At 60.6% G+C, this 14,136-nt stretch carries 15 protein-coding genes and 2 tRNA genes; 11 read left to right on the top strand and 6 right to left on the bottom strand.

The genetic code is table 11. The features are described from left to right. Positions 1–11: 11 nt before the first annotated feature. The gene (locus tag A3AI_RS44455) at positions 12–257 is read right to left on the bottom strand and encodes a hypothetical protein (protein ID WP_036051331.1); all 246 of its coding nucleotides are present in this window, start codon (positions 255–257) and stop codon (positions 12–14) included. A gap of 266 nt (positions 258–523) precedes the next feature. Here A3AI_RS44455 and A3AI_RS0138680 point away from each other — a divergent pair, with 266 nt between their 5' ends. Both A3AI_RS0138680 and A3AI_RS0138675 read left to right on the top strand, forming a co-directional pair. Then, positions 524–721: a hypothetical protein gene (locus tag A3AI_RS0138680; protein WP_024520636.1), complete on the top strand. Its 198-nt coding sequence runs from the start codon at positions 524–526 to the stop codon at positions 719–721. A gap of 256 nt (positions 722–977) precedes the next feature. After that, positions 978–1,051 (top strand) — tRNA-Cys (locus A3AI_RS0138675). 750 nt (positions 1,052–1,801) lie between these two features. On the opposite strand, the gene A3AI_RS50075 is transcribed toward A3AI_RS0138675, so the two are convergent. Continuing rightward, on the bottom strand, positions 1,802–1,930 hold the full coding sequence (locus A3AI_RS50075; protein WP_283807319.1) for a hypothetical protein: 129 nt from the start codon (positions 1,928–1,930) through the stop codon (positions 1,802–1,804). Positions 1,931–2,220: 290 nt separating this feature from the next. Between A3AI_RS50075 and A3AI_RS48435 the strand changes: the two genes are divergently transcribed. Together A3AI_RS48435 and A3AI_RS0138660 are read left to right on the top strand one after the other, a co-directional pair. Further along, on the top strand, positions 2,221–2,397 hold the full coding sequence (locus A3AI_RS48435) for a hypothetical protein (protein ID WP_156928138.1): 177 nt from the start codon (positions 2,221–2,223) through the stop codon (positions 2,395–2,397). Between the two features lie 75 nt (positions 2,398–2,472). After that, positions 2,473–2,694, top strand: a complete 222-nt coding sequence (locus tag A3AI_RS0138660; protein ID WP_156928137.1) for a hypothetical protein — start codon at positions 2,473–2,475, stop codon at positions 2,692–2,694. Between the two features lie 12 nt (positions 2,695–2,706). Here the strand turns inward: A3AI_RS0138660 and A3AI_RS0138655 are convergent, their stop codons facing one another. Continuing rightward, positions 2,707–3,387, bottom strand: coding sequence for a helix-turn-helix domain-containing protein (locus tag A3AI_RS0138655; protein ID WP_024520634.1), 681 nt, complete (start codon positions 3,385–3,387; stop codon positions 2,707–2,709). A gap of 376 nt (positions 3,388–3,763) precedes the next feature. On the opposite strand from A3AI_RS0138655, the gene A3AI_RS0138650 reads away from it, so the two are divergent. The 3 genes from A3AI_RS0138650 to A3AI_RS0138640 all read left to right on the top strand — a co-directional run bounded on the left by A3AI_RS0138650 (position 3,764) and on the right by A3AI_RS0138640 (position 6,790). After that, positions 3,764–5,530 carry a sensor histidine kinase gene (locus A3AI_RS0138650; RefSeq protein WP_245287052.1) on the top strand — a complete coding sequence of 589 codons (1,767 nt, stop codon included), beginning with the start codon at positions 3,764–3,766 and terminating at the stop codon, positions 5,528–5,530. Then, positions 5,527–6,204: a response regulator transcription factor gene (locus A3AI_RS0138645; protein ID WP_024520632.1), complete on the top strand. Its 678-nt coding sequence runs from the start codon at positions 5,527–5,529 to the stop codon at positions 6,202–6,204. Before A3AI_RS0138650 ends, A3AI_RS0138645 begins: the two co-directional genes overlap by 4 nt. A 214-nt stretch (positions 6,205–6,418) precedes the next feature. Then, positions 6,419–6,790 (top strand): response regulator transcription factor, encoded by a 372-nt coding sequence (locus A3AI_RS0138640; RefSeq protein ID WP_024520631.1) that lies wholly within the window; start codon positions 6,419–6,421, stop codon positions 6,788–6,790. Between the two features lie 7 nt (positions 6,791–6,797). Here A3AI_RS0138640 and A3AI_RS0138635 read toward each other — a convergent pair whose 3' ends face one another. Beyond that, entirely contained in the window at positions 6,798–7,655 is an 858-nt protein-coding gene (locus tag A3AI_RS0138635) for a putative universal stress family protein (RefSeq protein WP_024520630.1), read from the bottom strand. A gap of 80 nt (positions 7,656–7,735) precedes the next feature. Beyond that, positions 7,736–9,427: an aspartate-alanine antiporter gene (aspT, locus tag A3AI_RS0138630; protein ID WP_024520629.1), complete on the bottom strand. Its 1,692-nt coding sequence runs from the start codon at positions 9,425–9,427 to the stop codon at positions 7,736–7,738. Positions 9,428–9,814: 387 nt separating this feature from the next. Here aspT and aspD point away from each other — a divergent pair, with 387 nt between their 5' ends. After that, positions 9,815–11,428, top strand: a complete 1,614-nt coding sequence (aspD, locus tag A3AI_RS0138625; protein ID WP_024520628.1) for an aspartate 4-decarboxylase — start codon at positions 9,815–9,817, stop codon at positions 11,426–11,428. Positions 11,429–11,560: 132 nt separating this feature from the next. On the opposite strand, the gene A3AI_RS0138620 is transcribed toward aspD, so the two are convergent. Beyond that, positions 11,561–11,635: transfer RNA gene (locus tag A3AI_RS0138620), tRNA-Asn, on the bottom strand. 273 nt (positions 11,636–11,908) lie between these two features. On the opposite strand from A3AI_RS0138620, the gene A3AI_RS0138615 reads away from it, so the two are divergent. The 3 genes from A3AI_RS0138615 to A3AI_RS0138605 all read left to right on the top strand — a co-directional run. Next, entirely contained in the window at positions 11,909–12,091 is a 183-nt protein-coding gene (locus tag A3AI_RS0138615) for a hypothetical protein (protein WP_024520627.1), read from the top strand. Positions 12,092–12,246: 155 nt separating this feature from the next. Beyond that, positions 12,247–12,912, top strand: a complete 666-nt coding sequence (locus tag A3AI_RS0138610; RefSeq protein WP_024520626.1) for a protein-L-isoaspartate O-methyltransferase family protein — start codon at positions 12,247–12,249, stop codon at positions 12,910–12,912. A 216-nt stretch (positions 12,913–13,128) separates the two neighbouring features. Next, the coding region (locus A3AI_RS0138605) for a TolC family protein (protein WP_024520625.1) at positions 13,129–14,136 on the top strand (1,008 nt) is incomplete at its 3' end.

The raw sequence follows: 14,136 nt of genomic DNA, 5'->3' as shown, positions 1-14,136 counted from the left end.
GGAGAGGGTCCTTACTGCTCGAAGACCGCGCGGCAGGCCTCGCTCAGGCTGGCCTTCTGGCGCCGCAGGCACTCGGTGATGGCGCGGACATTGGGAATTTCGCCGGCGCACAGACGGTAGACGTCCGGGGTGCAGGCCCGGCGCTGCTCCGGCGTCCCGACGGCGAAGGCGGACGTCGCTGAGGCCAGTGTCAGCAGCAACCCGAGCAGCGCCGCAGGGCGCCCAGAGCGCCTGATTTGAATCGGTCTTTGACCCATGACGCAATTTCCCTTTGCTCCTGCCGATGCGCGCAGTAGGGTGATCGGCAACCGCTGTCGATTACGGGAAATTTTTCCGGGAAAATGTGACTCGTCTCACACTTTCCAGCTGATGCGATCGATTAGGGTCGGCGCAGGGAACAATAGGACATTGTTAACCAAGGCGGCTCCGGCCGCCGGGTCGTTACAATTTGAGCGATCCGCTCAATTCGAAAACAAAAATGTTTTGCGAGGTTGCGCCACCCGAGATTTGGGGAGAGCGCAAAATGAGCGAAGCAGAATTTGATCAGTTGCTGGATGTGGTCCGGAGCGAGTTGGCGCTGGATCATGGGGAGGACAAAATGTTCGCTCTTCTCGCTCAATTGCCGCTGTTTCGTTCGCCCTTAAAGCGGAAGGCCGCCAACGACAATGGGCGGGCGTGGCCGCTGATCCCGTTCCCGGAAGGCTGGTACGCCGCCTGCTGATGGCGTCGAAGGCCACCGAGCCGGCTATTCGTCAGGCGGGTTTTCCGCAGCATCTCAACACATCCGTGACTGAGGATTGTTCCCGCAAACACAAGGGCTTGCTGCGCGGGAATTCACAGCCGGTGCCAAGCCTTTCCACCGGACCCGGCAGGTCTCCCTGACAGCCGGATTTCGGTGAAAGCACCGGACCTTGCAAAGAATGCAGCTAGGGCGGTTGCCTAGCCCCCTGATCGCCTGTATCTAACGCCCCGCCTGGGGCCACGTGGCGGAGTGGTTACGCAGCGGTCTGCAAAACCGTTTACACCAGTTCAATTCTGGTCGTGGCCTCCAGCAATACCATCCCAGTTTCCTGAAAAATTCCGATCCGGTGACGCTCCGTGACAGAATTTGCGGCGGCTCGCTTCCGCTTTTCCTCGGCTGGCGGCGCAGCTGGAGCATGATCCGGAAAAGTGTGCAGCGGTTTTCCGAAAAGATCATGCTCAAAGCGCGATGACGATTCCACCCAATCTCATCGCGGCTTAGGGACTGGGGCCGCCCGATTTCAGGGAATGAGGCGGCCCCACCTCCTAAGCGACAACCGAATCAAAAGAGGCCCGAACGGGGCTGGCGTGTCCAAGCCTCGGGTCGATCCGATCACGGCCGCACCGGGTGCGGCGTGCGCTACAGGAAATCGATGTCCGTTTTTACGGCGGCGGCCAGGCGACTGAACTGGCAAACTGACCGCCCGAAAAAAATTTACGCCGTCGGGCTCGAAATATCTTGTCCCGGCGGCGCACGTGACTGGGCCCCTGAAATCCCCCAGCACGGTGCATCTAGCAGGCCTGGTGCCGCTCAAATATGAACTGGTTCACAAATCGCGATCGTTCTTCGGGAATCGCGGGCGGGGGTAGGGCAGCAACGAGCAGGCAGCTCACTTATGTGCCGGCGTCACTCAACGAGGATCTGGGACTGAGATTGTGCGCTGCGATTGTGCCCAAATCGAAATCTCGGGCCAACGGAATCAAGGGATTGCGCAGGGACCTTCAGGCGCTGCCGGAAGCTCCAGCAACATAGCTTTGGGGTCGCTTGCTACCGTGATCGTTATATCCCGAACACCCAGACCGTGACGATGGTTGCGATCACGGCGATCCCGCTGATCGTCCAACCGGTCAGATAGGCCGCGCCATCAGGCTCCGGCTGATCGACCATGGTGTCGCGCCAATGGTTCATGACCGCCTCCAAGAGATTCTTCTCGTTGCAAGATAAGTCGGTTGGCGCGCGAGAAAGGTTCAAACAGGGGTTGCGGGTGCGACTTGCTGAATACCGCAACGGCGGTCGACGACCGGTGCGATTGGCGCCTGACCTGGCGTGCCGCAGGTAAAATTACCGGCGTTCGACCCGCTCGGTTCCATCTTCCTGCCAGCGCATTGCTGCAAAATCTCCCCGGCTCGGTCACGTTTTCGCACCGCCTGCCTGCGAATCTTCAGCAGAGGGTTACGAGATGGGCGGGAGTACCTGAAATGACCGATCTTCGCGCTAAGGCCGAGAAATACGAGAGCAAGGCTGCCAAGTGCCAGGAGACGGCGCAACGTGCGGCCGGCGGCGCGCAGAAGGCGCTCTACGAGGTACTGGCGGGCTATTATAGCGGACTCGCGACCGATTTTCGCCAGATCCTGGCCAAACAAGCGGCGGCGTAGGCTCGAAATTGGGCTGGAGAACGTTTCGGTTTCGGCGAACGTGCTTACGCCGACGATCTTCTTGATTTTGATCTGTTGTTCTTGATGTTTTCATTTGGTTGCGACGATCGCGGTATGGGCAGCGACGCGAAGATTGACTACCAGCGCGAGGCAATGACGGCCATGAAAATGGCTCTTGCCGCAAGCGGCTTCGAGCGCATGAAATGGGTGCGTGTTGCCCAGGCGTGGCAAGATATGGGACGCTGGGTGGAACGTCGCGACGGCGCGGCGCCTTGTGTTCAGGCCGAACAAGACTGAATCAGCACAAAACTAAGAGTCCAGTTTTTGCAGCTGTTGCCGGTCCTGCAGCACAATCTGGCGTTGGCTGGTCTCGGAGAATTCGAGAACATGCTGGTCGCGGAGATAGGATAGCGCGCGAGAGACTGTCTCAAGCGTCAACCCGAGATAATCTGCGATGTCGCGCCGGCACATCGGCAGTGCGATCATTCCCGTGCCTTTGAGCCGCTGATCCATTTCCAGAAGGAAGGCGGCCACGCGCTCGAGCGAGGTCTTGCGTCCCAACAGCAGCATATGGTTCTCGGCATGCAGCAGATTCCTGGCGGTCATGCTGAGGAGATTGCGGGCGACCCTGATGTCGCTTGCCGCAACATATTCCAGGCTGTGACGCCGGACCACGCGGGCCGTCGTCTCCACGATGGCTTCCGCCGTGAAGCGATAATTGATGCCGTTCTCCAGTCCAAAAATATCGCTAGGCAGGTGAAAGGCGCAGATCTGGCGCCGACCGTCGGACAGGACCTTGTAGCTTCTGACCGCGCCGCTGATCACCTCGAAAATGCAATCGGCGGGCTCGCTCTCGCCGTAGATTTCCTCGTCCTTGCCGAAGCAAGCCTCCGACGCTCCGAATCTTGCGTGGATGGCGATGACCGGCACTTCCTGGATGATATCGCCGATCGTCGGTTGATTGGCTGGGTTTCTTGAACGGCTGAGCATTAACGCACTCCGTACGCGAGGGGCCGTCACAGAAATGTCTTGAAAGGGCTCCCTGTTGGGCATGATCCCGGAGGACTGCTAACTGCACCATTGTCCCTAAGGACAATTACGGTAGCCCGAACGTGACAGTTGCGTCAGTTTGTAGCCGTGAGCGCGGGTTGCGCCGCCGTCGTCGCCTGATAATCTGGCCAAGACGGTCCGGCCCGCAACGGGACCCCAGGAAGGGGCCCTGGGCAAAGTTGTTCTTTTAAATCTATTTGATCTGTCGATTTTGACCGGAGCGATGCGCCAACTCGGGGCGGTGATCATTTGGCTTGTCGCGAGCGTCTTGCCGACGTGCCTGCTGGCGTCGGGACAGCGCCAAGGATCGATATTGGTGCTCGAACAGTCTGATGTTCGCAGCTCGTTCTATGCGGACATCTTTGCGGGAATCCGCGACGAGGCCAGTGCGCGCGGCCAGTCCCATGCCACGATTTATGCCGAGAACCTCGATCTGGCGCGATTTCGCGACCCGCAATACGAGGGCAGCCTGGTCGAGCATTTCAGGACAAAATATGCGGATCATCCGATCGGCGTCATTGTTGCGATCGGTGTCGACAGCCTCAGGTTTCTGCAGCGCAGCAAAGCGACCCTGTGGCATGACGTTCCCGTGGTGTTCGGATTTGTCCCGGACCAGCCTGAGACGCGTGCGTTGCTATCGCCCGATACAACAGGAACATTTGCCAATGTGACTTTGGCCCAGATGATCGCCGCGGCGCGCGCGGCCGCGCCGGATTTGACAAGAATTGTTCTTGTCGGCGAGGCTTGGAAGGACCCGGCCATTTTTGGTCACTGGAAGGACGAAATGCCGGAAGCCGGTGTTGACCTCGCTGTGACAGATCTTTCCGGCGTGAACATGCAGGAGCTTCGTCGCAGAGTGGCTGCATTGCCTGCCCAATCCGCGATCATCTACTCCGCAATCTATTCGGACGGGGAGGGCACATTTTATTCGCCGGCGCACGCCCTGGAACTGGTCGCTCAAACCGCAAACCGGCCGATCGTCATCGCGTCCGAAACTTTCCTCGGGCGCGGTGCGATCGGTGGATTCCTGCTACTGCCCGGTGTCATCGGGCACGACGCGGGGAGGCAGGCCATGCGGGTTCTCGCGGGCGAACCCGTGCCAAACATTCCGTTGTCTGCCGGCGACAATGTCCGTCCCATCTTTGATTGGCGCCAATTGCAACGCTGGCAGGTGGCGGAGTCCGGCCTGCCGCAGGGCAGCGAGATCCGCTTTCGGACCCCGACCATCGTGGAGCAATATCGCTGGCAATCGCTGACTGCGGTGGCCATCATACTGATCCAGGCGCTTCTCATCACGGGCATGCTCTACGAACGCCAGCGCAGGCATCTGGCCGAGATCGAGGCGCGCAGCCGGATGTCGGAGCTCGCGCATCTCAACAGGCGGGCGACAGCAGGAGAAATGACCGCCTCGATCGCTCATGAGCTCAACCAGCCGCTGGCGGCTATCCTGAGCAATGCAGAGGCTGCGGAGAGTCTTTTAAAAAGGCCCTCGCCGGATCTTGCCGAAATCGGCGAAATACTCCTCGACATCCGCCGTGACGATGAGCGGGCTAGCGGGGTGATCAAGCATTTGCGGAGCCTGCTGAAGAAGGGCGAATTTGAAGCGGAATTGATCGATATCAACGATACAGTTCGTGATGTTTTTCAGTTCCTCGCCGTTCAGGCGTTGGTCCGCGGCGTCAAGCTTGAGACCGATCTGGCAGGGACGGTCCTCCACGTGTGGGGGGACCGGATTGAGCTGGAGCAGGTGGTTCTCAACCTTGCCATGAATGCGATGGATGCTGCAGAACAGCAGCCGAAGGAGAGGCGCCGGGTCATCGGTCGGACTGAACCGGGTAACGGGAAGTCCGTCGTTGTCTCGGTCGTCGATTTCGGTCAGGGAATCCCAGCCGAACGGCTTGCCCGGGTATTCGATCCGTTTTTCACGACCAAGGAGCAGGGCATGGGGGTCGGCCTTTCCATTGCGCGCACGATCGTGGAAATGCACCGCGGCCGGATCTGGGCGGACCAGCGGCCCGGTGGGGGCGCTGTCTTCTTCGTCAGTCTGCCGCTTGCTTCCGCCGACAAGGGGCGGACCAAGTGACCGCAGCTGTGCATGTCGTCGATGATGATGCCTCCTTCAGGACCGCAGTCGGTCGCCATCTGCGCGCCGCCGGCTACGAGGTCTTCACCTACGAGACCGCCGCTGACCTGTTGGCACAGCTCCCGCTGACGGCCCCCGGCTGCGTGATTCTTGATGTTAAACTGCCTGGAATGAGCGGCCCGGAGCTGCAGCGGCGGCTGATCGAACACGGAACGACCCTGCCGATCATATTCCTGACCGGTCACCCCGACATTCCCGCAAGCGTGCGCACGATCAAGGCGGGCGCAGAGGATTTTCTGATCAAGCCGGTGCCTGGACACCAGCTTCTCGATGCGATCGAACGGGCAATTGCGAGCCATCACACCGGTCAGGCGCGCGGCCACGAGATCGCTGCGCTGCGTGCCCTGTTCGACGCGCTGACGCCGCGTGAACGCGAGGTCTTTCGCCTGGTCGTGCATGGCAGGCTCAACAAGCAGATTGCGCACGAACTCGACATCACCGAGCGCACCGTGAAGGCGCACCGCCAGAGCGTCATGGAGAAGTTCAAGGCCCATTCGCTGCTTGAGCTCGTGTTCGCCGCGGAAAACCTTGGAATTCTCTCGAGGTCTGATCGCCATGCCATGCTCGAGCGAAATCTCACTGAGAGATCGTCTGGATCGGATCGAGGGCACTAAAGCGCGATGAGATCAGGCTGAATCGTCATCGCGCATTAGATCTTTGATTGGCATGATCTTTCCGGAAAAGCCGCTGGACACTTTTCAGGATCCTGCTCTGGCAGCCAAAGCCCGATTCCTGTGCACATTGTCCGTACAGCCAATATGAAAGGCAGTCGCGCGGGTCCAGATTTCTGGAAGTTCCTACCAAGCGGCGGCTCAGGAACAAGCGCTCTTGTCGAATAATAAGGTCATAGTCATTGACGACGATCCCTCGGTGCTGAAGGGATTGGCGCGCGTGTTGAAAACATCGGGGTTCGATCCGGTCGTCTTCGACTGCGCGGAAAGCTTCGAGAATGAACGGGATATCGGCGAGGCGTGTTGCCTGGTGATCGACATCCACTTGAAGGGGAAGTCCGGCCTCGAACTGAGGCAGACGCTCGGAGAGGAAGTGCCGGTCATCTTCATCACCGCGAGCGACAGCGACGCCGTCTCTGTCGCCGCCCGCGAGGCCGGCTGCATTGCGTTCCTGCGCAAGCCATTTTCCGCGCGATCGCTGATCGATCCGATCCAGCGCCTCTCGATGGGTACACATCCGCGCGCGTGACCAAGACTTAGAACGACATGAAGGTCGGAAGGCTCATCTCCTTCAGCGCGTCCCGCGTCACTCCGCCAAGCACGAATCGGCCGGCCTTCGAGTGACCGTAGCCGCCCATGACCAGCAGCTTGGTGCCGGCCTCTGCTGCAGCAACCATGATGGCGTGATAGATGCCGAGGTGGTCCGCCTTTGGCTGCTCGACGCGGGCGTTGAGCCGTCGCCTGGCGAGATACGAGGCCAGCGCCTCCGCGGACGCTTCGAGACGCGCGCCGGGTTCGTTGATGGCGATGATATCGATGCAGCCGGCCAGCTCGAGCAGCGGCATGGCGTCATGGAGGGCGCGTGCGGCATAGCGACCGCCATCCCAGCAGACGCCGATGCGATCGAGCGCGATGCCCGTGCGGTGGGCGCGTGGGATCAGGATCACAGGACGTCCGGAATCGAACAGCATTGCCTGAGGCTGGGCGGTGTTCACGGTTGCAGGGTCTGGCTGAGCGATGATGCTGACATCATACAGGCGTGACGCGCGGGCCAGCATCCGGTCGACCTTGTCGCTGTGGTCGGCGATCAGGCGCTTGCCATAGGACAGTCCTGCCTGTTTGGCGGCCGCCTCAAACTGAAGCAGCGTACCCGCCGCGGCTCCGGCGGTATCTTCGAAGGCCACAATTGTCTGAAGCCCGCTCGCGCTCGCATCGGCCGTTCCATGGCGCGCGTCGGAATGCTCCACGGCAGCGACTGCGTCGATGTGAGCCGCAAACAGGCGCGCCACCGAGATGGCCGATCCGATGACTCCCGCCGCCGACGCGTCCGAGGGCACGTGCGCCAGGATATCCTTGAAGCAACCCGTCGACGGCAGCTTTGGCAAGGGGTTCATTCGCTGCGTCCGATCGTATCATTATATTAAACAGAAGCCCCACAGTCTGAACCCGGAATTGGGATCGCGTATGGTTGCAATCAGGACAGGAGCATCACCATCACCATTCCCCAGATCGTCAGCAGCGTGTTGCCCACCGCATAGGTGACGGTATAGCCCAGACCGGGGATCTGACTTTTTGCGCGGTCGTTGATCATGCCAAGGGAAGCGGTCGTCGTTCGTGCGCCGGAGCAGCACCCAAGCAGGATGGCGTCATGGAAGCGGAATACGTATTTCCCGACATACATCGCGATAATCAGCGGTACAGTCGTAACAACGACACCCCAGAGGAACAGGCTGAAGCCAAGCTGCTGTAATCCAGCAACGAAGCCCGGTCCGGACGAGATGCCGACCACGGCGATGAACATGTTCAGGCCAACCGAATTCATGAACCACAATGTAGACGAAGGAATGCGCCCAAAGGTCGGGTGCACCGAGCGCAGCCAGCCGAAGAACAGGCCGGCAATCAAGACACCGCCCGATGTGGACAGGGTCAGCGGCACGCTGCCGACCTTGTAGACCACGGCCCCCAGCAGCGCGCCGATGACGATGGCGGCGCCAATGAAGGCGACGTCGGCGACGTCTGTCGCTCGATCGGGATAGCCCAGCAGCTTGGTTGCAGCCGCGATATCAGGCGTCCGTCCAACGAGGGTAACGATATCGCCACGGTGCAGCTGAGTACCCGGCAGGATCGGAATATCGATCGCAGTGGCACCCCGGGTGATCTTGCGTAGAAAGACGCCGCGGACACCCGGAACCTGCGCGAGTTCGGCGAGGGTCTTTCCGTCGACGTTCTTGCTGGTCACAAAGACATCGACACCTTCAATCGGCACCGCCAACAGCTCACGATCATCGACCTCTTCCGCCGCAGCGCCGATCACGTTGACGAGCACATCGCGCCGGCCGGCCACCGCGACGGTGTCGCCGGCATGAATCACGGTATCGGCGGTTGCATCGACGATCTTTCCGTTCTGTCTAATACGCTCGACGAACACGCGCTGATCGGGAACCAACGCCTCGGCCTCCCGGACCGTCTTTCCGACCGCCGGCCCGCGTTCATTGACGCGAAACGCCCGCAGCTCGAACTGGTGCCAGGCCGTGCCCGGCCCGCCCAGTTGCTTCTTGCCGCCATGTTCCTCCTCGTAGCGCTTGCATGCGGCTTCGAGATCAATGCCGAGCAGGGCAGGACCGACCAGAGCCAACACAACCGCCGAGCCGATGGTGCCGAAGATGTAGGTGACGGCATAGGCGACGGGCATGCCATCGAGAAGCTTCTTGGTCTCTTCTGGCGACAGGCCGAGGCGATTGATCGCATCGGTGGCAAGGCCCATTGAGGCGGAGATCGTCTGCGAGCCCGCATACATGCCTGCCGCCGAGCCGACATCATACCCGGCAAGCTTGGCGCCAAGATAGCCGGCCGCGAGACACAACACGCAGACGACCACGGAGAACAGAGCCTGCGGCAGACCGTCGTGCGCGATGCCGCGAACGAATTGCGGACCCACGCCGTAGCCGATCGCGAACAGGAACATCAAGAAGAAGGTGGGCTTGAGTGGGCCCGAGATCGTAATGCCGAGTTGGCCGATGAGAACCGCACAAACCAGCGTGGCGGTGACTGCACCAAGCCCAAGACCCTTGTAGCTGAAAGATCCGAAATAGTAGCCGGCCGCAAGAGACAGGAAGATGGCGATCTCCGGGTAGCTGCGAAGCGTTTGGACGAACCAGTTGATCATGACGTTACCCGTTCATGTCACCCGACGTTGCGGCCGATCCCTAAAGCCGCGGATGCTATCGGACGATGCGGCGGACCACCCGCGAGAACCCACACCTGCGAGCTGCGAACCCGCGCTATCGCACACTATTGAACGGGCGGCGCGGGCCACGCAGCGTTGATCTAAATCAACGGTCGTTACGGGACACGCGCTGCAGGTGCGAAGGCGCCAGCGGCTTGAGATAGATCAATGTGAGGAGAGAGCGCGGTACCGATCCTCACACCAACTCCTTCCGCTCCGAGTCAGCCTGAGTTGTCCTCGGTTGCAGAAGCCTGCACCCGTTCCATCACTTCGGCATGGCGATCGCTCCGCCGGTCTCGCCATGCTCTTCGAGCTTGGGAGCGTGAGATGGCTGATATTTTGACGTTGAAAAAATTCGAGGCGCTCAGCCCCTTCGAGATCAAGGACGAATTGATCTCGCTGGCCAAGAGTAATTCGAAACGCACGCAGACGGCGTTTCTCAACGCCGGGCGCGGCAATCCGAACTGGGTGGCGACGACACCGCGCGAGGGATTCTTCCTGTTGGGGCAGTTCGCCATCACTGAGAGCAAGCACGTGATGGAGCATCCGGCCGGTATCGGCGGCATGCCCCAGGCAAAGGGGATTGCAAGACGATTTGAGGCGTGGCTGGCAAAGCATGCGGACATGCCCGGCGCCGGTTTCCTCTCGGCGATGCTACCTTTCGCGGTCGAGAAGTTCGGCTTCGAGGCTGATGCCTTCGTGCACGAGCTCGTGGACTCGATCATCGGCGACAATTACCCCGTGCCCGACCGCATGCTGGTGCACAACGAGCGCATCGTGCACGAATATCTGATGTGGGCGATGTGCGGCAATCCGCGTCCGGCCGGAAAATTCGACCTCTATGCCGTCGAAGGCGGCACGGCTGCGATGTGCTACATCTTCAAATCGCTCAAGGCCAATCGCCTGCTGCAGCCGGGCGACACGATCGCGCTGGGGACGCCAATCTTCACGCCCTACATCGAGATGACGCATCTCGAGGACTACGACCTCAAAGTCGTCCAGATCAAAGCGCCGCAGGAAAACAAATTCCAGTACACGGACGACGAGATCAGGAAACTGGAAGACCCGAAAATCAAGGCGTTCTTCGTCGTCAATCCTGCGAACCCGTCCGGGATGGGAATAAGCAGCGAGACGATCGCGAAGCTGACCAACCTGGTCAAGACCAAGCGGCCGGACTTGATGCTGCTGACCGACGACGTCTACGGAACGTTCGTGCATGGCTTCAGGTCGCTACTGGGCGAACTGCCGCGCAACACGATCGGCGTCTATTCCTATTCGAAATATTTCGGTTGCACCGGCTGGAGGCTCGGCGCCATCGCGGTGCATGAGGACAATATCTTCGACCAGATGATCGCCAAGCTGCCGGAAAGCGCGGTGAAGGCGCTCGACGAGCGCTACGGGCCGCTCACGCTTGAACCCCGCAAACTCAAATTCATCGACCGCATTGTCGCCGACAGCAGGGACGTGGCGCTCAATCACACCGCCGGGCTGTCGCTGCCGCAGCAGGTGATGATGAGCCTGTTCTCGCTGTCGGAGATGTTGGATGAGAAGAAGGCCTATCAGAGCGCCTGCATGGAGATCGTCAATCGCCGCGTGTGGGCACTCCTCGACGGGTTGGGCCTCGCGGACAAACTTAGCCCGAACCCGAACTACGATGCCTATTACGGCCTGATCGATTTCGAGTTCTGGGCCCGCAAGAATATCGGCGACGAAGCGGTCGATTACCTGAAAAAGAATGTTCACCCGCTGGATCTCGCGTTCAGGCTGGCCGAAGCGCATGGCATCGTGCTGTTGAACGGCGGCGGGTTCGATGCGCCCGAGTGGTCGCTTCGCGTCTCCCTGGCCAACTTGCCGGACGAGGTCTACGATGACATCGGGCGCGGAGTGCGATCGATTGCGCGCGGTTATCGCGACGCCTATGAAGCGGCAAAGCGCAGATAACCGCGAGGAGCCCTGCGCTCCCTGAGACCAGGCAAGGCAGCGTGAGCGAAGGCGCGCTCGCATCGCGCCTCTGGTGCGCGTTGGTTGCGCGACCCGCGCCGTGTCGTGCTGTCTATCGATGTCGTGAAGGTTTGGCTCCCCGGGCTGGATTCGAACCAGCGACCATCCGATTAACAGTCGGATGCTCTACCGCTGAGCTACCGAGGAATGAGCGATACACAAGATCGCGAGCGGCCAGCGTATAACAAAGCCTTTTCGGCTTGCATAGGAGGAATCTCACACTTGTTCGCGATTGTTGGCAGGTCCGGAAATCCTCGAAGTCGCAGCAAGTTGTTCCGGTTTTTTGATGTAGGGGGACGGGACCCTGGGGGAAAATCGCGTGTCTCCTTTGGCCCCGACGCGGGCTCAAGCGCTTGACGCCAAATCGACTCAATTTGCCGAAAGCTTTGCTGGTGCCGGGGGTTCAAGGAGATTGATTCAATGAAAGACAGCGTTGGAACCGAGCGCTTCGATTCGATGCCCTCGATCGTTCCGAACGACATATTCTCAATGAGCGACGATGAGTGCGTGGCCCGTTTGGCGCGCGCGATCGAAAGGCATGATTTGAATCATTTGGACGAGGTTGCCCAATTGATCGGGCGGCTTGCCGTCACAATCGAATAGATCGCGCCTGGCAGAAGCAAACGGGGTGACTGAGGCTCGGCGGGGATCTGGCACGCCGTTCGTGTTGCGTTTTGGCAAAGCTTGTACCAAAGATGGCGGAGGTCCAGTTCACTTCCGCGGAGGTCGCTCCGCGTCTGCTTTTGACAGGTTCTCCAATGTCCGGTTTTGCGACTGCGCGCCAGAAAATGGTCGATGGCCAGGTGCGCACCAATGACGTCACTGATACTCGCATCCTCGACGCGATGCTCGCGCTTCCCCGCGAGCTGTTCGTCCCGGAAAGCCGGCGGGCGCTTGCCTATCTCGACCTCGATCTGGATGTGAGTGAGGACGGGGCGCCCAAGCGCTATATGATAAAGCCGCAGGTGATCGCCAAGCTGCTGCAGGCCGCTGAAATCGTGACGACCGACAAGGTGCTGATCGTTGGAAGTGCCACGGGCTATGCTGCCGCGCTGGTGTCTCGCCTGGCAGCCAACGTGACGGCGACCGAGAGTGAACCCGCCTTGGTCGCCAAAGGTAATCTGATACTCGGCCAGCTGGGCTTTACGAATGTTTCACTCAGGGCGGCCGCGGCGGCCGAAGGCGATGGCGCGGGTGCTCCCTATGACGTCGTTGTCCTCAACGGCGCCACGGAGGTCGCTCCGGAGCGGCTTTTTGAGCAACTTGGCGAAGGCGGCCGGCTGGTTGGCGTCTTCGCTGCGCGCAAGCCGGCGCGCGCCACTATCGTGACCAAGTCGCATGGCGATCTCGGTCACCGTGCGCTTTTTGACGCGGCCGCGCCGGTCCTGCCGGGGATGGAGCGGGTCCCCGGCTTCGTCTTCTAGGGGCGTTCCACGCCCTTAACCTCTGTTAAAATCCCATTCTGAATCAGAAGTGTGGCCCGGAAGCAGCAGCTCCAGAGTTTCATTTGAGTCAGGGGCGCCGGGTAGTTCCGTCGCGCTTGAGGCCAGCTTATGCTGCTGGATAGGCGCTGACTCGGGTTGACCGGTTGGTTCGGCTTGCTCGCGCGGGCTGACAATAGAATGAATGGAATAGCAGGAATGGATGGGGTGAAGGTCGTTACCGGAGCCGCGGCTCTGGTCCTTCTGATGGTGTGTGCGGGGCCGGCGCCTGTCCTCGCAGACACGATCGAAGGTGCGTTGGTTCAGGCCTATCAAAGCAATCCCCAGCTCAATGCGCAGCGGGCGCAGGTGAGGTCGACCGACGAGGCTGTCCCGCAGGCGTTGTCAGGCTATCGCCCGAAAGTCGCCGTGACCGCGAGCCTGGGCTACCAATACACCGATACGCTCGCCACCCAGGGAGGCACGCCGACCGCGTTGGTGCGTACCGATCTTCATGGCACGAATCCGCCGCGCAGCGCGGGCATCACTATCAACCAGACGCTTTACAACGGCAACCAGACCGCCAACAGGACGCGCGCCGCCGAGGCGCAGGTGTCGGGGTCGCGCGAAGCGCTGCGCGTGCTTGAACAGACCGTGCTGTTCAGCGCCGCCAGCATCTACATGGATTATCTGCGCGATTCTGCCATTGTCGAGGTCAACAAGAGCAACGTCCGCGTGCTCGAGCAGACGCTGAAGCAGACGCGCGATCGCTTCAACGTGGGCGAGGTGACGCGCACCGACGTCGCGCAATCCGAAGCTCAGCTTGCCGCCGGCAAGACCCAGGAGCTGACCGCCGAGTCCCAACTGAACACGACGCGCTCGAACTACCGCCGTATCATCGGCAGCGAGCCGCGAAATCTCGCGCCCGGCTCGCCGGTCGATCGCTTCCTGCCGGGGACGCTGCAGCAGGCGGTCGATATCAGCCTGATCGAAAATCCCAACGTCACTGCTGCGATGTACGGCATCGACGTGAACTTNCTCACGGTCAAGGTCAATGAAGGGGCGCTGCTGCCGACGGTGAACCTGCAAGCCACGGCGCAGGAGGCCTACGAGCAGACCTTGATCACCCAGCGCTCGTTTAATGCCGGTGTGGCGGCGCAGCTCACCGTTCCGATCTATCAGGGTGGCGCCGAATATTCTCTGATCCGGCAGTCCAAGGAAAATCTG

Source organism: Bradyrhizobium sp. Tv2a-2, assembly GCF_000472425.1.
Lineage (GTDB): Bacteria > Pseudomonadota > Alphaproteobacteria > Rhizobiales > Xanthobacteraceae > Bradyrhizobium.
Note: the sequence above shows the minus strand (reverse complement) of the source record. Positions and strands in the feature narration are given on the sequence as shown.

Excerpts from the sequence above, each read along its gene's own strand:
- A3AI_RS44455 (WP_036051331.1), bottom strand. The coding sequence starts at position 257 with ATGGGTCAAAGACCGATTCAAATCAGGCGCTCTGGGCGCCCTGCGGCG.
- A3AI_RS0138680 (WP_024520636.1), top strand. The coding sequence starts at position 524 with ATGAGCGAAGCAGAATTTGATCAGTTGCTGGATGTGGTCCGGAGCGAG.
- A3AI_RS50075 (WP_283807319.1), bottom strand. The coding sequence starts at position 1,930 with ATGAACCATTGGCGCGACACCATGGTCGATCAGCCGGAGCCTGATGGC.
- A3AI_RS48435 (WP_156928138.1), top strand. The coding sequence starts at position 2,221 with ATGACCGATCTTCGCGCTAAGGCCGAGAAATACGAGAGCAAGGCTGCC.
- A3AI_RS0138655 (WP_024520634.1), bottom strand. The coding sequence starts at position 3,387 with ATGCTCAGCCGTTCAAGAAACCCAGCCAATCAACCGACGATCGGCGAT.
- A3AI_RS0138635 (WP_024520630.1), bottom strand. The coding sequence starts at position 7,655 with ATGAACCCCTTGCCAAAGCTGCCGTCGACGGGTTGCTTCAAGGATATC.
- aspT (WP_024520629.1), bottom strand. The coding sequence starts at position 9,427 with ATGATCAACTGGTTCGTCCAAACGCTTCGCAGCTACCCGGAGATCGCC.
- aspD (WP_024520628.1), top strand. The coding sequence starts at position 9,815 with ATGGCTGATATTTTGACGTTGAAAAAATTCGAGGCGCTCAGCCCCTTC.
- A3AI_RS0138615 (WP_024520627.1), top strand. The coding sequence starts at position 11,909 with ATGAAAGACAGCGTTGGAACCGAGCGCTTCGATTCGATGCCCTCGATC.
- A3AI_RS0138610 (WP_024520626.1), top strand. The coding sequence starts at position 12,247 with ATGTCCGGTTTTGCGACTGCGCGCCAGAAAATGGTCGATGGCCAGGTG.